Here is a 23,711-nt window from a genome sequence, read left to right on the forward strand (position 1 = left end):
GTGGTTAAACTTGAAATAAATTTAGAAAGAAAACCAGTGAATATTAATTTGTAAACCTACTTTGGGTTTTATTTAAGAGATATATAGAAAATTACTTAAAAGCCTTTAAAATTAGCCGAAAGCACTTATTTGAGATAGAATGCCTGATGAAATTTGTTAGTAGGCGAAAATATATTTCACTTTTCCTTTGATTTTTCAACCTGATTACGGGCGCTTTTAATTTCCTCTTTCGTGGCAGGTTTTGGTTTTTGTGCTGCGGCTTTTTCGGGTTCTAGATTGAGTTCTATATATAAAGGCAAATGATCTGAATCTATTTTGCTTCCCAGTTTAAAATCGGATACTCTAAATTCTTCGGTTACAAAAACGTGATCTAAAGACCAGCGCATCCAAAAACTGTTAGCATCGAAAGTGTTATAAAAACCTCGGCCAATCCTGGTATTTAATAATCCGCCAACCTTTTGAAAGAGGGCAGTAGTTGAAGACCAGGCTACATCGTTAAAATCTCCGGCTACTACAACCGGTAATTTAGAGTCTCTGGCCATGAGGGCTACTTTCATCATCTCTGCATCCCTATCGGTAGAAGAAGGGTTATGCTGCGGCATGGGAGGGGTAGGATGGATGGCGTGAAACATTATTTCTTTACCCGATCTTAATTCCAGGACGCTATGAATAGAAGGAATACTATCATCTACTAAATATCGCAGTTGGGGATTTTTGAGTGCTAATTTTGAATAAAGTAACATCCCATAAGTATTATCCAATGGCGCTTCAACTTTATAGGGATAAGAAGCAGTGATGTTAGAAAGATCATTTTTCCATCGGCTATTTGTTTCGGTAAAAAGCAATATATCGGGATTTTGCTTTTTGATATCGGCAATTATCAAATCGGGATTTTCGTTTTCCTGCAACACATTGGCCGAATAAAGGCTAAATTTATTACTGGTATTTTCTGAGGAAACCTGTCCAACCTCGTAGTTTTTATGGGGAAAGTAGGGATATATTTTCACCACCTGAAAAGTAAAACAGGCTATAAGCACCCCCATAAAGATATAGTCTTCAATTCTCTTAACCTCAAACCTAATAAAATAGGCAGCGATTGCGGTAAGGGTAAGCAGGCTTAATTGAATGTGTAAATAATCAAAGATTCTTATCCACCAATAGTCGGCTGCAATTAATGGAACTAAGGTCATTACTACTGCGATACTCCCAAAAACCTGAAGAAATCCTTTTAAAGTCATATTACTTTATTGGTATCGCCAAAGAGTATACCCGAGGCTTACATCGAAATTAAAAATTTGTTTCCAACTAATGCCTCGTTGTTTTGCCTTTGGAATTTTACTAATATTTTGATGAAAAATATGATAAGTTAAATAAAATTAAGCATTTTGATTTCTTTTTAGCCAATAATTGAGAATTAATGCTTAAAAGCTTGCCGATGGATAAAAATCTTTCCATCTAAGGCGTTTGATTTGCCACAAAATAATTTATACGCTATTTGAAATTTAAATAGACTTAGATTGATGCGGGCTAAACTATTTTTTCGCCTTGTTGGTAGATCCACTTTCAATTTGCTTATTTAAATAATCTCTTAAATCATCACCTGATGGAGCCTCAAACAATTGAAGATCAAAAAATGATACCGCGGCTATTACATGATCAAAGATGTCGGCAGTGATATACTCGAAATTTTCCCAGCGTTTATCACGGCTAAAGCATAAAATTTCTACAGGAATACCGTGTTCGGTTGGTTGTAGGTGCCGTACAATAATGTACATTTCTTTATGAACCGCAGAATGATTGTTTAAATAAGTATCTATATATTTTCTAAAAATACCCAAATTGGTTTGGTTTCTTCCGTTTAATGGTAAGCTGGTATCAATTTGGTGACTAGCGTTGTATTCATTAATTTCATCCTGCCTGTCTTTAAGATAAGTAGAAATTAACTGGATTTTTTTATACTTTTCAATGTCTTCAGCGGTAATAAATTTAACCGAATTCTGCTTAATAAAAATCGCCCTCTTAATTCTTCTTCCCGGAGATTCCTGCATACCACGCCAGTTCTGAAAAGATTCAGAAATGAGGCTATAGGTAGGGATAGAGGTAAATGTATTGTCAAAATTCTGAACCCTAACCGTAGCGAGGGTTATTTCGGTTACGGTACCATCGGCTCCATATTTACTAAAAGTTATCCAGTCGCCAATTCTAACAATATCGTTTACACTAACCTGAATGGAAGCTACAAAGCCCAGGATAGTATCTTTAAAAATCAACAACAAAATTGCTGAGGCAGCACCAAGGGAGATAATAAAATTAATAACATCTTTGTCGGTGATTTCAGCTACAATAAAAAGTATTGCAAACAACCAAACAATAATCATCACTACCTGAATATAACTTTCAACAGGTTTGTCGTGAAAAGATTCTAAAGTTCTTAAATAGGCTTTTGTCCCCCTTAAAATGCTTCTTATAATCCAAACAATAAGAAGTATTATATAGATGTCTACTACAAAATAGAACGACTTAATGGCCAGTGGGAAGTCTACCAGGATAAAAGGTACGGTAATGTATACAATGAATATAGGAAGGATTTGCCCTATATATTTTGGAAAATTGGTTTTTATAAGAAAATCGTCAAAAGAGGTTGTGGTTTTATTACTGAAACTTTTAAAAGCTTCTATCACAAAATTCTTTATCAGGTAATTAACCCCAAAAATTATTAAAATAAGAATCAGGATATTTAATAGCAGGTTAAGGTAAAGAGCTACCGTAGTATTTACCCCCTGATTAATTAAGAAATTTTCAAAAAGACAGATAAGATTCTTAAATCCTTCTTCTAGATCCATAGTTTAGAGATATTTTTTTTCAACATAAAAAGGACCAAATGGAACCAGGGAACAACCCAGTATCACAAATAGTTCTTTAAAGTTCCAGTTTAGGGGTTTAAATAACCAAACAGCACCTATAACATAGGCAATAAAAAGTACCCCATGGGCCATTCCTACTTGTTGTACCATTGCTGGCATATCCCAAATATATTTTAGCGGCATGGCGATAAATAACAACAATAAAAATGAAAGTCCTTCCAGGATACTTACATACTTAAAAACCTTTTTTTGCTTTTCTAGAGACATAGTTTAAAATTTAGATTGCAAAGATAGTTTTTATAGAGAATCTGGTAATTTATAATGGCTTTTTCCTTGAAATATTTAGCGGTTAATTTATATTCTATAAGAAGGATTAGCAAATTGAATTTTATTAATTTGCATTTTAATTAAAACAAAAGAAATGAGCTCAAAAATATTGGTAACCGGCGGACTTGGTTTTATAGGTTCACATACCGTGGTGGCACTTCAGGAAAAAGGTCACGAAGTGGTGATTATAGATAACTTGTCTAATTCTTCTATAGATGTGCTTGCCGGAATCACTAAAATAACCCAAAAAACACCGGCTTTTGAAAATATTGACCTTCGGAATAAAAATGAGGTAAAAGAATTTTTTGAAAAGTACCCGGATATTGAAGGGGTTATTCATTTTGCTGCTTCCAAAGCCGTGGGAGAAAGTGTTGAAAATCCATTGCTTTACTACGAAAATAACCTTTCGAGCTTAATCTATTTACTCCAGGAATTACAACAAAAAGAAAGTGCCTATTTTATTTTTAGTTCTTCCTGTACCGTTTATGGACAGGCCGATGAATTACCAATTACCGAAAATGCTCCGGTTAAAAAGGCCGAATCTCCTTACGGAAATACCAAGCAAATAGGAGAGGAGATAATTACCGATACGGCTAAAATCAATAAAAACTTTAAAGCGATTTCACTTCGGTATTTTAACCCTATTGGGGCTCATCCATCGGCTGAAATTGGAGAACTGCCCATTGGTACCCCACAAAACCTTATTCCTTTTATTACGCAAACTGCTATTGGAAAAAGAAAAGAACTTTCGGTATTTGGTGACGATTATCCAACCCCCGATGGAACTTGTATAAGAGATTATATTCATGTAATAGACCTGGCCAAAGCGCATGTTGTGGCTTTAGAACGTCTTCAGCAAAATAAAGAAAAAAGCAACTTTGAAGTTTTTAATCTTGGAACCGGGAAAGGAAGCTCGGTGCTGGAAGTTATTAATTCATTTGAGCGCTCTACCGGAGAAAAATTACCTTACAAAATAGTGGGTAGGCGCGAAGGAGATATCGTAGCAGCTTATGCTGATACACAAAAGGCCAATAAAGAATTGGGTTGGAAAACCGAAAAACATTTAGATGAAGCTCTAAAAAGTGCCTGGGAATGGCAAAAAGAAGTGGTGAAAAGAGAGGAGAATAATTAATTTAACTGATGTATACATAAAAGAGAGGCTGTCAAAATTTAAAACAGCCTTTCTTTGTATTTATAAATACCTACCGTGTACCATTCACAATAAAAGCGTGAATTACCCCCGGAACCCAGCCCAGGGCAGTTAGTAAAAGACTTATTAGAAATGTGACCCCTAAACCATGTTTAAGAAATACAGATAGTGGTGGTAATAGGATATTTAAAATAATGGTTAACATAATTATATTTTTTTGGTTATTACTATCGAAATTACATAGAAATACCAGTCTAATAATTAGATTTAACGAGTTCTTGGTAGGGGTTTAACAAAACATCAGGCTTTAAATTTTCTATATCTGGCCAGCATAAATACATAAATGCTGTAGCATACAAAGCCCGCAGCAACTATGCCCATTAACCACGAGCCATATTGCGATTCCTGTAAGAATGAAAACGCATCAGTAGTACCTTTCATATTAGAGGTATTTGATGCCAGCGCAGCTTTAACAAAAATATAGGCAAGTATACAAAATATGATGCCCCGGGCAATTAACCCAAGATAGCCGGTATTTTTAATGGTTTTTCTTTTCTTTTCGTCACTAATAGAATCATAACCAAAATCCTGTAAAAATTCTTTTGTTTTGGCTTTTTTAAATTGAAAGATACCTGCAATAGCCAGCCCAATACCAATTACAGCAAATACAATTACACCGGCAGTACCCGAAAGTCCCGAACTGGAATTGCCGCTACCAGAAGAAGCAGCATTAATTAAAGTCATAAATGCATAAACAGATAAACCAAGGTAAAGTATAGCACTTATAAAATATGCCAGTCTTTTCGCTTTAGCTTTTTTATCATCACCAATATTTTCTGGATCTTTTAAAGATTGGATAAATCTCCATACCGAATAACATAAAAGTCCAAGACCAAGTAGAATTAGTAAAGCATTTCCAAAGGGCTGCTTTTCCAAAAATTCAATTATCTGTAATTTACTGGACTTTTGCCCGCCCATATTAAAAGCAGCCAAAAAGGTAAGTACTCCTGTGATGCCATACACAGAAGCTTTAGCAACATAGCCAACACGGGCTACATTTTTTAGTTTAGAATCCATATTAAAATTTTAAGGTTAGTTCCTTAAAATTAGTTTTTTGGAATTTAACAGCAGTATTCTTGGGAAAAGTTTAGTGTTTACACCATTTCAAAAATTACCAGGGCATACAAATAAAAACGCACAAACCTAAGTAAACCAAACAATAAATAACTCGGGAATGGAAATTTTATAATACCTGCTGCAATACTTGTCATGGCAAAGGGAATAGGTAGTAATGCTCCTACAATAATTAAAAAGCCACCCCATTTTCTGGTATTTTTAATATGTTGAGCCATTTTCACTTCTATTGCTTCGTGAACAGCCGGGATTTTGGTCATCCATCTTCCCATAAAATAGGAGATCACACCGCCTAAATAAGATACAAGGGCTAATAATGAAAGATATAAAATAGGACTGGCCGATTTACCTGACCAAGCAATAAATAGTTCAGGGGGAATTAAACCAAGCAGGGATTCTGAAGCAAAGAAAACACTAATAATACCCAAAGGGGAATAAGTCTCGGTTACCGTAACCAACATGTCCTCAATATCAAGAACAAACCTATCTATAGCCCAAAGTGCAGCTATAAACAAAACGATTGGTAAAATTGCTTTCTTTATGCTATTCCAAACAAAACTGTAAAAACCGGTATAACTATAATACTGGTGTAACAAGCGTATGCGCGACTTCTTTTTAGATTTCGCATCTTTCTTCATCAAATTCTCCTTTAGCAATTTACTCACTAAGTAAGTTTATAAAACTTCGATATTGTATCAAAAAACTATATTACTCTACTTAATGTCCCGGAACAAACCCGAGATGGTTTCTTATTGAGGTATTCAATAAGATTTGCCCGATACCTTTCAAATATCAGGCCGTAATATTCATAAAAGTTACGATCTAATTCTCTTCTGCATATTCATTGAATGCGTTTACGTATTCACGCAACTCAATTTCATTTACACGATTTGAGGGGTCGGCCATTAGAGAAAGTAAATAATCCAGACTTTCCTGTCCGGTTGTTTCTTCCTGTACCGGTGCTTCCTCTCCTTCTTCTACCGCCTCATCACCAGGAATGGCAATATTAAAAGAATCGTAAGCCTCTACGTGTTCAAAGGTTAACCTAATTACTTTTGCTAATAAAGGCTGCCCTTCTTCTACTACAAGGGGTCTTAAGTCTTTGAGGTCGCTTATCAACGTGTTGGTGATTATTCCGTTGCGCATTAAATCACGCTGAATCTTGTTTAGTAATTTTTGGGCTTTTATATTGTTCAAGAGAAAATAAGTTAATCAGGTTATACTATTTTTTGCAAATGTACTGCTTTCGTCGTTTTATGAAACATTTTTGGAAAAAAATAAGTAGAAATTCAGATAAATATATTTGGAATTATACGACTGCTAATTTAAATAGATGGTTCTTATGGTTTTGATAAACAGATTTTTATATGTTGTTAGTTTAAAGCTTGGTTTAATATTAACAATATCTTAGTCCTTAAGATTTCAGCAAAATAGCATTGTTTAGTAGATTTAACTCAATCAAAAAAAATAAGAAATACTATGAATTCATTAAAAGGAAAAGTGGCATTTATAACCGGTGGAAGTAAAGGTATAGGTTATGGAGTAGCCCAGGCGTTGTTAGATTTAGGGATGAAGGTAGCTATTACAAGCAGATCTAAAGAGGCTGCTGAAAAGGCTGCTAAAGATTTAAGTGCAACCGATGCCTTGGGACTCGAAGCCGATGTAAGAAATTACGAAAGTCAGGAAAATGCAGTAAAAGCAGCTATAGATAAATTTGGACAAATAGATGTGATGGTAGCCAATGCCGGAATTGGGCATTTTGGTTCCATAAGCGAGTTATCGCCAAAACAATGGCAGGAGACGATAGACACCAATCTTACCGGTGTATTTTACAGTGTTAAAGCTAGTTTAGAAGCTCTAGAAAAATCTAAAGGATACCTTATTACTATTTCCAGCTTAGCCGGAACTAATTTTTTTGCAGGAGGAGCTGCTTATAATGCCAGTAAATTTGGCCTAACAGGATTTACACAAGCGGTGATGCTAGATCTTAGGCAAAAAGGAGTGAATGTAAGCACCATAATGCCCGGATCTGTAGCTACTCATTTTAACAATCATACGCCAAATGCTGAAGATGCCTGGAAGATACAACCTGAAGATATTGGCGAGTTAGTAGTAGATCTTTTAAAAATGAATAAGCGTACGCTACCGAGTAAGATAGAGGTAAGACCATCGCAGCCACCAAAAAAATAATTTTTTATTAAGTTATATTAAGAGGCTGTTTTAAAAGGTTATTTTATCCGTTATTCTGAATTTATTTCAAAATCTAAGTTGTCTTATTGAAGAAATCATAGACACAGAAAGAAATTTGGCTTAACGACAATTAAACTTTCCAAACAGCCTCTTTTTTTATCGGTTCATTTATCGTAATATTGCAATAAAAAATTTATATGGGGCTTACAAAATCTGAAATGTTTACAAGGTCGCAAAACGAACTGGCTGGTATCGCTAAAGTACTGGGCCATCCCGCTCGGATTGCAATTTTGCAAGAAATAATAAAATCTAAATCCTGTATTTGCGGTGATTTGGTGCAGGAAGTAGGGCTGGCGCAACCTACCATTTCCCAACATCTAAAGGAATTAAAGAATATTGGGCTAATAAAGGGTGATATAGAAGGTACGCGCGTGTGCTATTGTATTAATACTAAAAAATGGGAAGAGGTGAAGCAGCTTTTTCATAGTTTTTTTGATACGCATATTCCAATGAATGATGATTGCTGCTAATTCACTTAAACTAAATAAGCATTATTATTCTTTCTAAAAATTTTAAATTTTCCTACCAGGTAAATTACCTCTGGGCAAGCCCAGGAGGCATCCGTTGGAAACAAATTTTAATTTCGTGGCAAGCCTCGGGGCATTACACCCATTGGCGGTGCCAATAAAAATTCTATCTGTTTATGACTCAAAAGAAAATGGGTTTTCTCGATAAATATCTAAGTTTATGGATTTTTCTGGCCATGTTTATAGGGGTGGCTATTGGTTATTATGTTCCGCAAAGCGCCGGTGTTATAAATTCGTATAGTGTAGGTGCTACCAATATTCCTATCGCCATTGGATTAATTTTAATGATGTATCCCCCTTTGGCTAAAGTAAATTATAAGTATTTGCCGGGCATTTTTAAGAATATAAAGATCCTTGGTATTTCCTTATTACTTAATTGGATAATAGGGCCTTTATTGATGTTTTTTCTAGCTATCATTTTTCTTCAGGCTCATCCTGAATATATGGTTGGGCTTATTCTAATTGGGTTGGCACGTTGTATTGCGATGGTTTTAGTATGGAATGATCTTGCTGAAGGTAGTAGCGAATATGGCGCCGGTTTGGTGGCTTTAAATAGTATTTTCCAAATATTCTTCTATAGTTTTTATGCCTGGGTTTTTATTACTGTTTTACCACCCTATTTTGGGTTTGAAGCTGCCATTGTAGATATTTCAATAGGGACCATTGCAGAAAGCGTTGCTATTTACCTTGGTATTCCTTTTCTGGCAGGCTATTTAAGTAGGGTGTTTTTGGTTAGGGCCAAAGGCGAAGACTGGTATAAAAACAAATTTCTTCCGGCAGTTTCACCACTTACCCTTATCGCATTACTATTCACCATTTTGGTTATGTTTGGTTTAAAAGGAGAAACCATAGTAAATATTCCGGTAGATATTGTTTTAATAGCTATTCCTTTAGTGATTTATTTCGTCTCAATGTTTTTTATAAGTTTCTTTATTTCGAAATATTTTGGAGCTGGTTATAAACAAAATGCCTCCATTTCTTTTACGGCAACAGGTAATAATTTTGAACTTGCTATTGCTGTAGCTATTGCGGTCTTCGGAATAAACAGTGGGCAGGCCTTTGCAGGTGTGATTGGGCCCTTAATTGAAGTTCCTGTTTTAATAGGCCTGGTTAGCGTGGCATTTTGGCTGAAACAGAAATATTATCCGAAAGAAAAATTAGGCTAATGGCTGAAATCTATGATGTAATAATAATTGGAGGTGGGCAAAGCGCACTTGCCTGTGCTTATTACGCGAGAAGAACAAGCCTGAATTACCTAGTACTTGACGGGCAGGAAACTTGCGGCGGGGCCTGGCAAAAAACCTGGGATTCTTTAAGTTTATTTTCCCCGGCAGAGCACGCTTCGCTTCCGGGTTGGTTAATGCCAAAAGCTAAAGATAAGTTTCCCGATAAAAACCATGTAATTAACTATTTGTGTGCGTATGAAGAACGTTACGATTTTCCAATTAAAAGGCCTGTAAACGTCACAAATGTCGAAAAAGAATTGGCTGTATTCAGGCTTAAAACTTCGGAAGGGGAATTTTTTTCAAAGGCAGTAATTTCGGCTACCGGAACCTGGAATGTACCTTATATACCCAAAATTGAGGGAATGGAAACTTTCCGCGGAAAACAAATTCATTCATCTCAATATAGAAATACAGATAAATTAGAGCATAAGAAGGTACTTGTTGTTGGGGAAGGAAACTCTGGCGCCCAAATTTTAGCCGAAGTTTCTAAAGTGGCACAGACCAGTTGGGCCACTTTAAAAGAACCTGAATTTTTACCAGACGATGTAGACGGTAGCGTGCTTTTTAATGTGGCCACAGCTAAATATAAAGCTGAAAAAGAAGGGAGGGAATTTAATCCCAAAAATTATAATCTTGGCGATATTGTTATGCTTCCTGCCGTTAAGCAAGCCAGGGAAAGAGGAGTACTTGTAAGTAAAGGTAAGTTAAGCGGATTTACGCAAGATGGGGTGATTTGGGAAGATGGAACACAGCAAGTGTTTGATATTATTATTTGGTGTACCGGTTTTCACTATGCTACTAATCATTTAAAAAATATTGCCCATTTGGATGAGAAGGGGAAAATTAAAACTGAAGGGACAAAAGCCAAACAAACAGAAGGACTTTGGCTGGTAGGTTATGGTAGATGGACGGGGTATGCCAGCGCTACTTTAATTGGGGTTGGTAGAAGCGCCCGGGCTACAGTAAAAGAGCTAACCGAATATTTAAAGGGTCTTTAATTTATACCTATACAATAAGTTGAACAACCTAAAAATTTACTGTATTATCGAAATTTCATGCTTTGGCGGTGCCAATAAAAAAGGATTTTTTTTAGGAGGCAATGAACTAAAGATATTGTTCTAATCAGGCTTCTATTATGGAGTAAATGTTATGATTTCTTAAAGAAGTGCGAAAAAACCTATAATACACCGTAACTTTACCGATAAAAAAGCATCAAATTTGCCCAATATTATTCCCAATTACTGGCAGGAATTCCTGAAATACCTTAGAAGTACCGACTTTTCTAAAGCTATGGTGCTTACCTTGTCTATTGGTTTGCCGGTAGGGGTTTCTATTTGGTTGGGGAATTCTGAAATAGGTTCGGTATTGGCAATGGGAGCTTTATTAAGTTCGCCCAGTGATATCCCCGGTAGCTTTAGGCATCGCAATTTTGGAGTTATTATAGCAGCCTTGCTGGCGGGAATAGTTTCGATAATTATGACCTATGCATCAGCTTATCTCTGGCTGGTTTTTCCGCTTTTGGGACTTTTAATGTTCGGGATAGCTTATTTGGCTGTTTATGGATTTAGGGCTTCCCTGGTTGCTTTTGCCGGACTATTTGCCATAGTGTTAAGTTTTGCCAATATTTCTACTGAAATTCTTCCCTGGGAACGCGGACTTCTTATTACTGCCGGTGGAATTTTCTATTTATTATTGAGTAATCTTTGGACTCTTATAAACCCTAAACAGCATACAGAACAACTTTTGGCCGAATGCCTCGAGCTAACTGCGCAATACCTTAAAACCAGGGCACATTTGCTTACTGAAACAGGGGAGCGCGAAAAACTTCAGAAAGAATTATTCTTGCTACAAAGCGATCTTAACGAGAAACACGAAAGCCTTAGAAACCTTCTAATAAATGCGAGGCGGGCTTCCGGAAATTCTAATTATGCACGTAAGAGATTGCTTATTTTTATAGAATTGGTAGATATCCTGGAATTGGCCATGGCCAACCCCGTAGACTATAGTAAAATGGATGAAGTTCTAGGGGAAGACCGGGAACTGCTGCATCGATTTAAAAAATTAATTAAGAAGATTGCTTTTCAACTGGATGAAATTTCTATTGTTATAGAAAAGAAAAAAGAAGCTAGCTCCAAAGAAATTAGGGCGTATTTAAAAGGGATAGAGGAGAACTTTAAGGAAGTTCGTGGGCTTATTGCTTCCGATAATACCGAAAAGGCCTTTTTGCTTCAAAATCTATTTGATTATTTAGAAAAGCAGGGACAAAAAATTAATACCATTATTAGGGTATTGCATAATTTAGATACCCGGGAAACTACTTTGTTAAAAAATAAAGAAGTTTCGCAGTTTATTACCCCACAGGATTATGACCCCAAACTTCTAATTGAAAATTTTAATTTTGGCTCGCCAATTTTTAAACATTCATTAAGGCTTGCTATCGTTGTTTTAGTAGGTTTTGGTATTGGACTATATTTTTCTTTTGAAAATGCTTATTGGATAATTCTCACTATAGTGGTAATTATGCGCCCAAATTACGGGCTTACCAAAGATCGTTCTAAACAGCGAATTCTAGGAACGCTAATAGGTGCCGTTATTGCCCTGGGAATTGTTTTGGTAATTAAAAACCAGGTTGTGTACGGTGTTTTAGGCCTGTTTTCGTTAACCCTTGCATTTTCCTTATTGCAGCGTAATTATCGTACTGCGGCTGTTTTTATAACCTTAAGTATTATCTTTATTTACTCCCTTTTAAAACCCGATGTTTTTAGTGTGATTCAATTTAGGGTGATAGACACTGTTTTGGGGGCCGGCCTGGCTGCGTTGGGGAATATTCTTCTTTGGCCTGCCTGGGAATCACAACATATTAAAAGTGTGATTGCCGAAAGTATAAGGGCCAATAAAACTTACCTGCAAGAAATTGATGCTTTTTATCATAAAAAAGGCAGTTTGCCAACTTCCTATAAGCTTTCCAGAAAAAAAGCATTTCTGGAAATGGGTAATTTAAGTGCCTCTTTTCAAAGAATGACGCAGGAGCCAAAATTTAGACAAAAAGAATTAGGGCAACTTTATAAAATTGTAGGTTTAAACCAAACCTTCCTTTCTGCACTGGCCTCGCTAGGAACTTTTATTCAAAACCATAAGACTACGGCTGCTTCAAAAAATTTCGAGATTTTTGTTTTTCATATTAGCACCAATTTGGAAAATGCCAAAATGGGCCTTGAAGATATCAGGCAACTACAGGATGTTGATCCTACCCGAACTCAAAAAGCAGCTTCAGAGTTGTTTAAAACCTATAAAAAACTACTTCTAGAAAGAGAAAACCAGTTAAAAGAAGAATCGGGAAAAGGTCAAAAAGAGGTGCAGTTAAAATTACAGGAAGCGCAATTAGTTAGCAGTCAATTACAATGGCTGTTGGAGATTTCAGAGAACCTTCAAAAAACTATAGCGAAAACAAAATTCAGCTAAATGAGTAAACGCCAGTTAAAAAAATACCTTCAGGATTTACCAAAAGAAGAATTGGAAGAACAAATTATAGACCTTTATGAGCGTTTTAAACCCGTAAAGGTTTTTTACGACTTTGTTTTTAATCCACGAGAAGAAGAACTTATACGGAAGGCTAAATTAAAAATATCTAAAGAATATTTTCCGGAAACCAGGCGTAAACCTAAAGCCCGTAGATCTATAGCTCAAAAAGAAATAAAGCATTTTCAGCAGCTTGGTGTAGAAGCACATCTAACAGCAGACCTTATGCTTTTTAATATTGAAATTGCCCAAACCTATGCTGATGAAAAAAATAATTTGAAAGAAGCTTTCTGTAAAAGTATGTTTAAATCTTTTGAAGAAGCGGTAAAGTTTATTTTAAAAGAAGGTATCCTGCCTGAATTTAAGCTTAGGATCTTAAAGATTGCTGCCGAAGCCGAAAGACAAAAATGGCCTAATTCCTACAGGTTTGAAAAGATAGAAATGCAATTTCAATAAATACCTTTTATAACTGACTTTTATATTTGAGTGGATATTTAGAGAGAGGCTTTTATAAGTAGAAGAGAACTTAATATTTTTATTTCGTATAGAAATTAAATAGGCTCATTGAAAGCATTTATAATAAATTAGGTAGAATTTGATTTGCTATTGTTTACTTTTGGAATAAAACGAAAAGTACCTTTCTAAAAATTGCAGTTTTAAATGAGCCAGAGTGAAGTTATAGAGAAAATAAAGGCACAAAAAAATTTACCAAATTTAAAATTCAGTATTAAGGAAAAAACTGAAGCCTTTACCAATAACCTATTTTACACGTTGTTTGATGAAGAAACACCTGTAAAAGAAAATATCAAAAAGTTAGGAGAAGATTTTGAAGAACTTGCAGATTTGGTGTGCTGGGAGCCAGATACCCCCTGTAGGGATATTTGGCAGGAATATTTAGATAGATTGCCCGAAATTTTAAAAAAACTGCATAAAGATGCCAGGGCAATTTCAGAGAATGATCCTGCAGCAAATTCCATAGAAGAAGTTATTCTTTCTTATCCCGGTTTTTTCGCTATAGCTATTTATCGTTTTAGCCATGAGTTTTATAAATTCGGTCTTCCACTTGTGCCACGTTTAATGGCCGAGTGTGCACATGCCCTTACCGGAACAGATATTAACCCGGGAGCGCATATTGGTACACCTTTCTTTATAGATCATGCCACAGGAGTGGTAATAGGTGAAACAGCGGTTATAGAAGATAATGTAAAGATCTACCAGGGAGTAACCCTGGGAGCACTTTATGTAGATCGCAATTTGAAAGATGTAAAAAGGCATCCTACCATAGAAAAAAATGTTACAATTTATGCGAATGCCACTATTTTAGGAGGGGAAACAATTATAGGGGCCAATAGTGTGATAGGAGGAAATGTATGGTTAACGGCTTCTGTGCCTAAAAACTCCATGGTTTCACATAATCCACAAATCAATATAAAAAATACGAATAGATAATGAATAATTCTATATTAGATTTAATAGGAAATACACCTTTGGTGAAAGCCCAAACTTTAGTTGAAAACCCAAAGGTGGAACTCTACTTTAAGCTTGAAGGTCAAAACCCGGGAGGAAGTGTAAAGGATCGTGCAGCCTATAATATGATTAAAAGTGCATTAGATAGGGGAGACATAACCCGGGAAACTAAACTTATTGAAGCCACAAGCGGAAATACCGGTATAGCCCTTGCTATGGTAGCTAGGATATTTAAATTAGATATTGAATTGGTAATGCCCGAAAACTCTACCATAGAACGTGTACAAACTATGCGTGCATATGGAGCTAAGGTTACACTTACAGATGCCGAAGGGGGTATTGAAGGAGCCAGGGATTATGCAGAAACTAAAATGGCCGAAGGTGATTATTTTATGATCAATCAGTTTAGTAATAATGATAATTGGCAGGCCCATTATCATACTACCGGACCAGAAATTTGGAACGATACCCGGCATAAAATATCGCATTTTGTTTCTTCTATGGGAACCACCGGAACCATTATGGGAACTTCTACCTATTTAAAGGAAAAGAATAATGAAATTCAAATTGTTGGGGTGCAACCAACCGATAACTCCAGAATTCCCGGAATTAGAAAATGGCCCGAAGCCTATCTTCCTAAAATTTTTGTACCTACAAAAGTAGACCGAATACTGGAGGTAAGTGAGGAGGAAGCTGTTGCAATGACTAAAAAACTGGCCGAAGAAGAAGGGATTTTTGCCGGTATGAGTAGTGGAGGTGCCGCTGCTGCCGCTCTTAGACTATGTAATGAATTAGAGGAAGGTGTTGTTGTTAGTATAGTTTGCGATCGTGGGGACCGTTATTTATCGTCTCATATTTTTGATTAAAATAAATACTCCGGAAATTGAAAAAAAATTTCCGGAGTGAATATAGAACCTATTTAAGTGGCTTTGTTGGCAAAACCAATGGGTATAATACCCTGCTGCTTGCCTCGAAATTGAAATTTGTTTCAATAAATTTCTTTTGAACTTACCCCGAGGTGTTTTACTCTAAAGTAGCTACAGCATAACCTTTGGCGTCTCTAGTAACATTCATTTTTACATTTTTCTTGTTTTTACCATTTTCAAGTTTCACTTTATAATATTCTTTATCAATAGTCCATCCAGACTTTGTAAATGCCAAATGTTTGGTTCCTACAATACTGTAACCTTCATTAGCTCTTAAGATTTTTACAAGGGTTCTATTTGGTAAATTAACGTCTACAAAGCGTTGGTTACTGGAAATAACCTCACCATTTCTATTATAATTTACTTTTAGTTTACCTTTATTGGTAATAAAACTTACGGTATATTTATCGTAGCCTTTATCCTGATTGGCCTCAATAAAATCTTCAATGCTAAAATTTTCTCTTGCATATTTTAAAGGGTTAGCATGAAATTGTCCAACGTAGTCTTCACTAACCTGAAATGTTAGTGTATTTGATGTTTCATCAATTTCCAGAGACTTTGGATTAAAATCCATCCTTAATTCGTCTAGCTTAATTATGCCTTGTGAATACACCATTCCCACAATGGTGAAACACAATAGGCTTAAGATTAACTTTTTCATAATATTTTATTTTAGAGATTAATAAATAATTATATGCCAAAAGTAATCTTCTCTTAAGCCCAATAAAACTACCTAAGTAGCAGTATTTCAAGCTTTAATAGTTTTTAACGGTTGTTTATTAATTAGTTGCTTTCTTTAAAAGTAGTGGTAAGTTAATTACTTCCATTTTTTTTCGGCTTATTTTCAAAATACCTTCCTTTTTAAAATTTTGGAAATGCCTGTTAACTACAGCTCTTGTAGAGCCTATTAAATTTGCTATTTCGTCGTTAGAAAGATCATGTATATACTCTAGCTTTTGAGATTCATGATTCAGGTTTTTTAAAATTAACCTTGCAAGACGTGCCGGAATTTCGAAAAAAGTATGATTAATAGCATAGTCTTCTACGCGTAGAAGCTGTTTCCCTATGTATGTTAGCAGTTTTTCATTAAGCTCGGGATATAATTTTAACCATTTTTGCATGGTAAAGGTAGGGGTCGTTAACATATGTACTTCCTCTAAAGACTCGTAATAAATTTTATGATTACAATTATCAACTAAAGAAATTACATCAAAAAAATCGTTTTGTTTCAGTAAAAACAGGGTAAACTCCCTACCAGTTTCTTTGTTGGTTTGATATACCTTTAAACGTCCTGAAATTATAATATGAAATTTATGCTTTAAATTTTTGCAGTTGCTGCAAGTGCGTGCCGGCCAAATCTCCTTTACAAAGTTAGAGGCGATTTCAGCCAGAGTTTCCTGCTTAAAATCATTAAAAAGAAGGTTATTACCTATAACATCTAAGCCACTCCTGTTTGTACTACCTTTCTTATTCATAATCAAGCAGTTTGAAAAAAAAATGAGTCAACCGGGGAGAGTAGAAATAAGTTCTAAATTTAATAAATTCTTCCCTTTTAATTCGTATTTGTTTCCTAAATATTTCTTTAAACCTAAGAAATCAGCTATTTTTGCAAACTTGCAGATTTGAACAAAAATTATGGCGGTGGAAACCTTTGGAATAGAAGATAAGAAAGTAGATAAACAACTTTATGACTATCAACAAAAAGATATAGACAAAATCTTTGGTGTGATAGATAAGCATCCTGAACATTATAACCTTCTTTATCAGTTGCCTACAGGCGGTGGTAAAACGGTTATATTTTCACAAATGGTGCGGGAATATATTCAACGAACTCAAAAAAAAGTACTTATTCTTACCCATAGAATCGAGTTGTGTAAACAAACCTCTAATATGCTAGATGGGTTTGGGGTACGTAACAAGATTATTAATTCTAAGGTAAAGGAATTACCAGACCAGGAAAATTACATGTGCTTTGTAGCCATGGTAGAAACCCTGAACAATCGTCTACACGACGAGAAATTGGAGATTCAGGACATTGGTTTGGTAATTATAGATGAAGCCCATTATAATTCATTTAGAAAACTATTCAAATTTTTTGAAAAATGCTTTATACTTGGAGTTACGGCTACACCACTTAGCTCCAATATTAAGTTGCCTATGAAAGATAATTACCGCGAATTAATTGTAGGTGATTCTATAGGCTCTCTTATTGAAAAAGGCTTTTTGGCCCGGGCAAATACCTTTAGTTACAACGTAGGCCTTACGAGTTTAAAGGTAGGAATGAATGGAGATTATACCGTAAAATCTTCTGAAGAATTGTATTCTAACATTTCTATGCAGGAAAAGTTGTTAAACGCCTATTACGAGCGTTCCCGCGGTAAGAAAACACTTATTTTTAATAATGGTATCAATACGTCAATAGAGGTCTATGAAACCTTTAGAAATGCAGGTTTGCCTATTCGGCACCTGGATAACACCACTAGTAAACAGGATAGAAAGGATATTTTAAAATGGTTTAAACATACGCCTGACGCTATTGTAACCTCCGTTAGTATTCTTACTACCGGTTTTGATGAACCTACGGTAGAAACTATAGTTTTGAATAGGGCTACAAAATCATTAACCCTTTATTTTCAAATGATTGGTAGAGGATCAAGGGTCTTACCGGGAAAATCTGAATTTAACGTGATAGATTTAGGTAATAACCTCGCAAGATTTGGCGAATGGAGTGCCCCGGTAGACTGGAAACAAATTTTTAGAGCCCCAGATTTCTATTTTGAAAATTTATTGAGTGATGAAGAAATAGAGCGGGAATTTAAATATGTAATGCCTCCCGAAATACGAGAGCAATTTTCTAAATCCGAAAATGTAGATTTTGATGTGGAAGAAGCTTATGATGAGGTTATAAAAAAAGGATTAAAATCGAAGGCGGTTTTAGAATGGTCTATGGAGCAACACGTAAAAATGTGCGTAGAAAATTCTGAAGATGTTTTTGATGCTCGAATTTTGGCCAAAGAACTAAAAGACGATATTGCTTCAAGAATTAAACAATACTCTTATTGTATTAGTAAAAGTACCAAGAATTATCGCGATTGGCTGGAAGAGGATTACTCGAGAAAACTGAGAATGGCCATCAATAAAGAATTTTAGAAGCAAATTACCTCTCCTGGTAAGCTTCAAATGATTAAATCTCGAATATGGAGTGCATGTGCATTATTAATTAAACAATATTTTAAATAAATTGTTTAATTAATAATGCCTTTTTTACAATTTATATCAGCTATGGACCTTTTATAGTACTTTAGTAAGTTTGTTTTCTATAGTATCTAGTCTTTATCTTTCCCACCAAAAAGGCGCTTAAAGAAGCCTTTCTTTTTCTCTTTTTTCTCCTCTTTTTCAGGTTTATCCTTATCGCTTCCACCAAATAAACGTTTAAAAAAACCGTCTCTTTTTACAGGATCGCAATCCAACATTTCACTAATTTCAGAAGAGATAGGAGCAAACCGGGCTTTTGTGATATCGTTAAAGCTGGTATCCATATTCATTTTTTGCATGAGTTTAGCAAAAATTGGTAATGCCGAATTTGCTCCCTGGCCAATATAGGTGTTTCTGAAGCCTATTCTATGGTCGTCGGCACCAACCCAGGTAACTGCAAGTAGGTTGGGGGTAATACCCACAAACCAGCCATCTTTATTGTTTTGTGTAGTACCTGTCTTGCCCGCAATATCATTACTTAATCCGTAAGTGGTTCTTAGCCTGGTGGCCGTTCCCTGGTTTACCGTAGCTTTCATCATGTCTATCATGATTTTTCGGTTGGTCTCGGAAATAGATGGGGCCTCTGAAATTTCAGGCTTAAATTCAGCTAAAATGTTTCCCTGGTCATCTTCAATTCTGGAGATATAAAAAGGCTTACTCGTTTTTCCATTATTCACAAATGGCGTATAAGCCCTGGTTAACTCGGTTAGACTTAAAGAAGCCGTTCCCAATGCGATTGATGGAACTTTGGGGAGTTCAGAATTTATACCCATAGCTTTTGCCTGGTTCACTACCGCTTGAATTCCTGTCTCCATAAGTACTTTAACGGCAATAGTGTTCATGGACTTACTTAGCGCTTCCTTTAAGTTATAATTTATATGCGGATCTTCTTCATCACCTCCTGAATTAGAAGGAGTCCAGCCATTGGCATAACTTACTTCTCTTGCCGAAAAGTAGGTGCATGGATCCATCCCGTTCTCAAGGGCTGCGGTGTAAACAAACGGCTTGAATGTAGAGCCTACCTGGCGCTTACTTTGTGAAACATGATCGTATTTAAAATATCTAAAGTCTATGCCGCCAACCCAGGCCTGTACCGCACCGGTTTGTGGTGTAACGGCCAGCATCCCTGCGTTTAGGAATTTTAAATAATGTGCTACACTGTCTTTAGTGCTAATATTTCTAGTTTCAACTTTATCGTAATCAAAAAGTTCTATTGATTTTTTTCTATTTAAAATTTCCAGAATTTGGTTCTCACTTTTGCCTTCCGTGGCCAGTTTTTTCCAGGCCGAGGTTTTCTTAAGGGCTTCTTTTACTATGTTTTGATTTGTTAACCAGGGGGCACTCTTTCCCCAGGCTTCTTCGTGCTGTTTTTGAAGAGCCCGCAAATGTTCTTTTAAAGCCTCTTCGGCCAAACTTTGCATTTTATAATTTAAGGTGGTGTGTATACTTAAACCATCTCTATAAATATTAAACTTTTTACCATCCTTGTTTTTTAATGTATCCAGGATTTTACTCAAGTCTTTTCTTATTTGCGCCCTAAAATAGGGAGCCAATCCTTTATCGTGACCATAGTTTTTGTAATTAAGAACCAATGCTTTTTGCTTTGCTTCATTTACTTCGGCCTCTGTTAAATAGCCATACTTTCCCATTTGTTCTAAAACAACATCCCTTCGCAACCGACTTCTTTCAGGAAAAATTCTTGGATTATAAGAATGGGATGCTTTTAATGTGCCTACTAAAACGGCGGCTTCTTCAAGATTGATTTCTGAGGTATGTTTCCCGAAGAATTTCATAGAAGCACTCTCTATTCCGTAGGTATTATCACTAAAAGGTACCGTATTGAAATAAAGTTTGAGAATATCTTCTTTTGAATAGATATCTTCCAGCCTTTTTGCGATAATGGCTTCCTGAAATTTATTGACAACAATTCCAAGCGGTCCATAATCTTTTCTTCCGTAGATATTTTTTGCCAATTGAAGGCTAATAGTACTACCACCACCGGAAGAATCGTCCTGAAGTAGAATAGATTTAAAAAGCACCCTTAGAAGACTGCGGTTATCAATTCCGTTGTGTTCAAAAAAGCGTGCGTCTTCAGTTGCGACCAGTGCGTTAATTAAATGACTGGGAAGTTCTTCAAATGTAATGGGTTGCCGGTCAAAAACATAAAATTTCCCAATAAGTTCACCATTATCGGCCAGAACCTCTGTAGCCCTGTTTTGTCTGAGTTCTTTTAATTCGGTAGAGGAAGGGAGTTCACCCCAGGCTCCAAAATAAATGCTGGCAAAAAATATTATAAAAACGCTAAAAAGACTTACCAGAGTTATGAAAGCCCATTTAAGCCAGGGTTTCCTTTTAATTTTATTGAGCATAGTAAATTTTATTGTTACAAATAAACAAATACCATATAAAAAGGGTTTCCTATTTAAAGATTTTTTAAGTTTTAAAAGTGCAGGTTTTCAGGTGTATCTAAAATTGGCTATAAAAAAGCCGGTTACAAATTACATTGTGCCGGCTAAGGAATAATACATTTCATAAAGAATTTATTTTAAGATCAACACATAGGTTGATGGTTTAAATGCCAGTTGTTTCTTGTAAAATTTTCCTGAAATTTAATATTTGGCTTTTTCCCATATAACTGGCAATCTCTTACGCTTCCAAAATTTCGGTTGATATATCCGTGGATTTTCATAATGTTAAGTTTTTTTAGTAACGACGTTTTATATCCCAATTACTACGATGGTTTGATTTTAACTGATTTAAAAAAGGACGATTGTTTTGAAAGGTTTTCATAATTTCTAGGTTTTAGGATTATCTTAAATAGCGTCTTTTACTATTCCAGTTTTTCTTGGTACTATTTTTTTCCTGATTAAAGAATGCTCTGCTAATGGTTTCTGAAGTTTTCATAATTTCTAGGTTTTAGGATTATCTTAAATAACGTCTTTTACTATTCCAGTTTTTCTTAGTACTATTTCTTTCCTGATTAAAGAATGCTCTGCTAATGGTTTCTGAAGTTTTCATAATTTCTATAATTTAAATGTTATACCTAATAGACTGTTAGTAATCTTATTTGTTACAGTACTATGTTATAAATAGTACTAAATTAACTTGTTTTTAACAAATTAGGGGGTTTTTGACGGGTTTTGGACTTGCTTTTTAAGCTAATTTTTAAATTCGTCTGTTAATAATATTTAATTATACAGGCAAAGCTTAGGAATAAACTTACTTTAGGATCTTATTCTAGAAACCTTATGAAAATGAATAGAATAATTTTGGGGATTATAGCTGCAATTTTTATTGTAGCCGGACTTATATACTGGATCTTTAAGGACAATAGTTATATTTCTTTTGATGATGCTAATAAAACCTATTCTATTGAAAAGAAGTGGGAATTACCACCCATTCTAGAAGAAATTTCAGGTATCAGTTATTTAGGAAATAATGAAATGGCTTGTATCCAGGATGAAGATGGTACCATCTTTATTTTTAATTTGGAAACCTCAAAAATTACATCGCGAATTGAATTTGGAGAACCTGGCGATTACGAAGATATTGCTGTTCTGGAAGATACGGCTTATGTACTTAGAAGCGATGCCAAAATTATTGAGGTTAAAAATTTTAGGAGTAAAAGTTTTAAAACGAATAGTTATCAGGTATCGGGATTAGATATAAATGATGTGGAAAGTTTGGAAATAGATAGAGTAAATAATCGTTTGCTCTTTGCTGTAAAAGAATATAATAATCGTAAAGCTATTAAGGAAATTTATGCCTTTAATCTTTCTACTAAAACTGTAGAAGAGCAAACTTTTGTAAGCCTGGATGGTGAAGCTAAAATCTATAAAGATTTAGTAGGGGGGAAGGCATCACAGGTAATTAGGCCCTCTGCCATAAGGTTTCATCCAAAAACGGGAGAATTATATGTTTTAGAAGGAAATCAACCAAAACTTATTATCCTCCAAAAAATTGGAACAGAAAGTAATATTCATATTTTAGACACAGAGACTTTTCCGCAACCCGAGGCTTTAGATTTTGATGAAAAAAACCGCTTGTATATTTCTAACGAAAGCCGAAGACAGCCTGCAAATATTTTAAGAGTTAAACTAAATACCAAATAAGGTTTATGGCCGATTCTATAGAGACCACGTCAGTTAAGAAAAGTAAAGCACCCCTAATAGTATCAGGAACTATAATAATTGCCCTTGTTGCGGCTTATTTTTTTATTCCCGGAGTTAAAGATTTTTTTTCAGAAGCCTGGAGTGTTTTAACCAGTAATGATGAAGAAAGAATAACCAATTGGGTTTCAGAATTTGGATGGCTGGGACCAACAGTTCTTATTTTGGCCATGGTGGCACAAATGTTTTTAATAGTAATTCCATCGGTTGCGTTAATGGTAGTCTCTATTCTGGCTTACGGACCTATCTTTGGAAGCTTAATTATTTTTGCTGCAATTTTTTCGGCCTCCAGTGTAGGTTACTTTATAGGAAGGTATTTTGGTCCTGTGATCGTAAAGAAATTAATTGGCCCAAAGAATGAAAATAAAATAGAAGATTTTATTGAAGATTATGGCTTTTGGGCAGTTATTGTAACCAGGATAAATCCGTTTCTTTCTAACGATGCCATTAGTTTTGTAGGTGGCATTCTTAAAATGGGCTACTGGCGTTTTATTGGAGCCACACTGGTTGGAATCGCACCATTAACTATTTTTATAGCCATTATAGGAAAAAGTACAAGTGGTTTAAAAACCGGTCTACTCTGGGGGTCTATTGTAAGCTTAATAATTTTTATTTTATATGTTTGGTGGGATAAAAATAAACGAGGGAATAAAAATTAGGTCAAGTATTTAAATTTATAAATTATTTACCCGGTAACCCAAATTTAATGCTGAGAGGTTTATCTTGAGACCTGAAAAATCTACTAAATGGTCACCTGGCTTTAGCATAAAATAATTTATCTCCTTCAAATTAAGTATTTTAATTTCTATCACTTATCTTTGTAAAAGTTTAAGCTGTATCCTAACAGGGATTCTTAACTTTCTTTACATATAGATGGTTATTAGCCTTGCCACTACC

At 35.2% G+C, this 23,711-nt stretch carries 22 protein-coding genes; 12 read left to right on the top strand and 10 right to left on the bottom strand.

The window, feature by feature from the left end:
• Window positions 1-176: 176 nt before the first annotated feature.
• From GUB10_RS00185 to GUB10_RS00195, 3 genes are all read right to left on the bottom strand, one after another.
• Window positions 177-1,238 (bottom strand): endonuclease/exonuclease/phosphatase family protein, encoded by a 1,062-nt coding sequence (locus tag GUB10_RS00185; RefSeq protein ID WP_193709436.1) that lies wholly within the window; start codon window positions 1,236-1,238, stop codon window positions 177-179.
• Between the two features lie 294 nt (window positions 1,239-1,532).
• Complete coding sequence (locus GUB10_RS00190) at window positions 1,533-2,843, bottom strand: mechanosensitive ion channel family protein (RefSeq protein ID WP_193709437.1); 1,311 nt, start codon at window positions 2,841-2,843, stop codon at window positions 1,533-1,535.
• A 3-nt stretch (window positions 2,844-2,846) separates the two neighbouring features.
• The gene (locus GUB10_RS00195) at window positions 2,847-3,131 is read right to left on the bottom strand and encodes a DUF3817 domain-containing protein (RefSeq protein ID WP_193709438.1); all 285 of its coding nucleotides are present in this window, start codon (window positions 3,129-3,131) and stop codon (window positions 2,847-2,849) included.
• 154 nt (window positions 3,132-3,285) lie between these two features.
• Here GUB10_RS00195 and galE point away from each other — a divergent pair, with 154 nt between their 5' ends.
• Complete coding sequence (gene galE, locus GUB10_RS00200) at window positions 3,286-4,323, top strand: UDP-glucose 4-epimerase GalE (RefSeq protein ID WP_193709439.1); 1,038 nt, start codon at window positions 3,286-3,288, stop codon at window positions 4,321-4,323.
• A gap of 70 nt (window positions 4,324-4,393) precedes the next feature.
• Here galE and GUB10_RS00205 read toward each other — a convergent pair whose 3' ends face one another.
• The 4 genes from GUB10_RS00205 to GUB10_RS00220 form a co-directional block, all read right to left on the bottom strand.
• Window positions 4,394-4,552 (bottom strand): YqaE/Pmp3 family membrane protein, encoded by a 159-nt coding sequence (locus GUB10_RS00205; protein WP_193709774.1) that lies wholly within the window; start codon window positions 4,550-4,552, stop codon window positions 4,394-4,396.
• A gap of 89 nt (window positions 4,553-4,641) precedes the next feature.
• Window positions 4,642-5,418 carry a DUF1206 domain-containing protein gene (locus GUB10_RS00210; RefSeq protein WP_193709440.1) on the bottom strand — a complete coding sequence of 259 codons (777 nt, stop codon included), beginning with the start codon at window positions 5,416-5,418 and terminating at the stop codon, window positions 4,642-4,644.
• Between the two features lie 77 nt (window positions 5,419-5,495).
• Entirely contained in the window at window positions 5,496-6,113 is a 618-nt protein-coding gene (locus tag GUB10_RS00215; protein ID WP_193709775.1) for a YqaA family protein, read from the bottom strand.
• Between the two features lie 184 nt (window positions 6,114-6,297).
• A complete protein-coding gene (locus GUB10_RS00220) occupies window positions 6,298-6,672 on the bottom strand; it encodes a hypothetical protein (protein ID WP_193709441.1) in 375 nt (124 codons plus the stop codon).
• A 282-nt stretch (window positions 6,673-6,954) separates the two neighbouring features.
• On the opposite strand from GUB10_RS00220, the gene GUB10_RS00225 reads away from it, so the two are divergent.
• The 8 genes from GUB10_RS00225 to cysM all read left to right on the top strand — a co-directional run bounded on the left by GUB10_RS00225 (window position 6,955) and on the right by cysM (window position 15,330).
• A complete protein-coding gene (locus GUB10_RS00225; RefSeq protein ID WP_193709442.1) occupies window positions 6,955-7,665 on the top strand; it encodes an SDR family oxidoreductase in 711 nt (236 codons plus the stop codon).
• A gap of 197 nt (window positions 7,666-7,862) precedes the next feature.
• On the top strand, window positions 7,863-8,195 hold the full coding sequence (locus GUB10_RS00230; RefSeq protein WP_193709443.1) for a helix-turn-helix transcriptional regulator: 333 nt from the start codon (window positions 7,863-7,865) through the stop codon (window positions 8,193-8,195).
• 173 nt (window positions 8,196-8,368) lie between these two features.
• Complete coding sequence (gene arsB, locus GUB10_RS00235) at window positions 8,369-9,418, top strand: ACR3 family arsenite efflux transporter (protein WP_193709444.1); 1,050 nt, start codon at window positions 8,369-8,371, stop codon at window positions 9,416-9,418.
• The gene (locus tag GUB10_RS00240) at window positions 9,418-10,476 is read left to right on the top strand and encodes an ArsO family NAD(P)H-dependent flavin-containing monooxygenase (protein ID WP_193709445.1); all 1,059 of its coding nucleotides are present in this window, start codon (window positions 9,418-9,420) and stop codon (window positions 10,474-10,476) included. Before arsB ends, GUB10_RS00240 begins: the two co-directional genes overlap by 1 nt.
• Window positions 10,477-10,696: 220 nt before the next feature.
• Window positions 10,697-12,940, top strand: coding sequence for an FUSC family membrane protein (locus GUB10_RS00245; protein ID WP_227740259.1), 2,244 nt, complete (start codon window positions 10,697-10,699; stop codon window positions 12,938-12,940).
• Window positions 12,941-13,453 (top strand): DUF6155 family protein, encoded by a 513-nt coding sequence (locus tag GUB10_RS00250; protein WP_193709446.1) that lies wholly within the window; start codon window positions 12,941-12,943, stop codon window positions 13,451-13,453.
• Between the two features lie 204 nt (window positions 13,454-13,657).
• The gene (epsC, locus tag GUB10_RS00255) at window positions 13,658-14,446 is read left to right on the top strand and encodes a serine O-acetyltransferase EpsC (RefSeq protein ID WP_193709447.1); all 789 of its coding nucleotides are present in this window, start codon (window positions 13,658-13,660) and stop codon (window positions 14,444-14,446) included.
• A complete protein-coding gene (gene cysM / locus GUB10_RS00260) occupies window positions 14,446-15,330 on the top strand; it encodes a cysteine synthase CysM (RefSeq protein WP_193709448.1) in 885 nt (294 codons plus the stop codon). The genes epsC and cysM overlap by 1 nt, the downstream gene beginning before the upstream one ends.
• Window positions 15,331-15,487: 157 nt before the next feature.
• Here cysM and GUB10_RS00265 read toward each other — a convergent pair whose 3' ends face one another.
• Entirely contained in the window at window positions 15,488-16,051 is a 564-nt protein-coding gene (locus tag GUB10_RS00265; RefSeq protein WP_193709449.1) for a hypothetical protein, read from the bottom strand.
• A 118-nt stretch (window positions 16,052-16,169) separates the two neighbouring features.
• Window positions 16,170-16,865, bottom strand: a complete 696-nt coding sequence (locus GUB10_RS00270; RefSeq protein ID WP_193709450.1) for a Crp/Fnr family transcriptional regulator — start codon at window positions 16,863-16,865, stop codon at window positions 16,170-16,172.
• Window positions 16,866-17,025: 160 nt separating this feature from the next.
• Here GUB10_RS00270 and GUB10_RS00275 point away from each other — a divergent pair, with 160 nt between their 5' ends.
• On the top strand, window positions 17,026-18,540 hold the full coding sequence (locus tag GUB10_RS00275) for a DEAD/DEAH box helicase (RefSeq protein ID WP_193709451.1): 1,515 nt from the start codon (window positions 17,026-17,028) through the stop codon (window positions 18,538-18,540).
• A 176-nt stretch (window positions 18,541-18,716) separates the two neighbouring features.
• Here the strand turns inward: GUB10_RS00275 and GUB10_RS00280 are convergent, their stop codons facing one another.
• Window positions 18,717-21,014 carry a penicillin-binding protein 1A gene (locus GUB10_RS00280; protein WP_193709452.1) on the bottom strand — a complete coding sequence of 766 codons (2,298 nt, stop codon included), beginning with the start codon at window positions 21,012-21,014 and terminating at the stop codon, window positions 18,717-18,719.
• Between the two features lie 885 nt (window positions 21,015-21,899).
• Between GUB10_RS00280 and GUB10_RS00285 the strand changes: the two genes are divergently transcribed.
• Window positions 21,900-22,757, top strand: a complete 858-nt coding sequence (locus GUB10_RS00285) for an SdiA-regulated domain-containing protein (protein ID WP_193709453.1) — start codon at window positions 21,900-21,902, stop codon at window positions 22,755-22,757.
• Window positions 22,758-22,762: 5 nt separating this feature from the next.
• Window positions 22,763-23,473: a TVP38/TMEM64 family protein gene (locus GUB10_RS00290; RefSeq protein ID WP_193709454.1), complete on the top strand. Its 711-nt coding sequence runs from the start codon at window positions 22,763-22,765 to the stop codon at window positions 23,471-23,473.
• The last annotated feature ends 238 nt before the right edge of the window (window positions 23,474-23,711 follow it).

This window comes from Salegentibacter sp. BLCTC (assembly GCF_015143665.1).
In the GTDB taxonomy this organism is placed as follows: domain Bacteria; phylum Bacteroidota; class Bacteroidia; order Flavobacteriales; family Flavobacteriaceae; genus Salegentibacter; species Salegentibacter maritimus.

Bases quoted from the DNA above. Each gene is read 5' to 3' on its own strand.
- GUB10_RS00190 (WP_193709437.1), bottom strand. From the start codon at position 2,843: ATGGATCTAGAAGAAGGATTTAAGAATCTTATCTGTCTTTTTGAAAAT.
- arsB (WP_193709444.1), top strand. From the start codon at position 8,369: ATGACTCAAAAGAAAATGGGTTTTCTCGATAAATATCTAAGTTTATGG.
- GUB10_RS00290 (WP_193709454.1), top strand. From the start codon at position 22,763: ATGGCCGATTCTATAGAGACCACGTCAGTTAAGAAAAGTAAAGCACCC.
- GUB10_RS00285 (WP_193709453.1), top strand. From the start codon at position 21,900: ATGAATAGAATAATTTTGGGGATTATAGCTGCAATTTTTATTGTAGCC.
- GUB10_RS00250 (WP_193709446.1), top strand. From the start codon at position 12,941: ATGAGTAAACGCCAGTTAAAAAAATACCTTCAGGATTTACCAAAAGAA.
- epsC (WP_193709447.1), top strand. From the start codon at position 13,658: ATGAGCCAGAGTGAAGTTATAGAGAAAATAAAGGCACAAAAAAATTTA.
- cysM (WP_193709448.1), top strand. From the start codon at position 14,446: ATGAATAATTCTATATTAGATTTAATAGGAAATACACCTTTGGTGAAA.
- GUB10_RS00270 (WP_193709450.1), bottom strand. From the start codon at position 16,865: ATGAATAAGAAAGGTAGTACAAACAGGAGTGGCTTAGATGTTATAGGT.
- GUB10_RS00265 (WP_193709449.1), bottom strand. From the start codon at position 16,051: ATGAAAAAGTTAATCTTAAGCCTATTGTGTTTCACCATTGTGGGAATG.
- GUB10_RS00230 (WP_193709443.1), top strand. From the start codon at position 7,863: ATGGGGCTTACAAAATCTGAAATGTTTACAAGGTCGCAAAACGAACTG.
- GUB10_RS00280 (WP_193709452.1), bottom strand. From the start codon at position 21,014: ATGCTCAATAAAATTAAAAGGAAACCCTGGCTTAAATGGGCTTTCATA.
- GUB10_RS00195 (WP_193709438.1), bottom strand. From the start codon at position 3,131: ATGTCTCTAGAAAAGCAAAAAAAGGTTTTTAAGTATGTAAGTATCCTG.
- GUB10_RS00225 (WP_193709442.1), top strand. From the start codon at position 6,955: ATGAATTCATTAAAAGGAAAAGTGGCATTTATAACCGGTGGAAGTAAA.
- GUB10_RS00275 (WP_193709451.1), top strand. From the start codon at position 17,026: ATGGCGGTGGAAACCTTTGGAATAGAAGATAAGAAAGTAGATAAACAA.
- GUB10_RS00240 (WP_193709445.1), top strand. From the start codon at position 9,418: ATGGCTGAAATCTATGATGTAATAATAATTGGAGGTGGGCAAAGCGCA.
- galE (WP_193709439.1), top strand. From the start codon at position 3,286: ATGAGCTCAAAAATATTGGTAACCGGCGGACTTGGTTTTATAGGTTCA.
- GUB10_RS00185 (WP_193709436.1), bottom strand. From the start codon at position 1,238: ATGACTTTAAAAGGATTTCTTCAGGTTTTTGGGAGTATCGCAGTAGTA.
- GUB10_RS00215 (WP_193709775.1), bottom strand. From the start codon at position 6,113: ATGAAGAAAGATGCGAAATCTAAAAAGAAGTCGCGCATACGCTTGTTA.
- GUB10_RS00210 (WP_193709440.1), bottom strand. From the start codon at position 5,418: ATGGATTCTAAACTAAAAAATGTAGCCCGTGTTGGCTATGTTGCTAAA.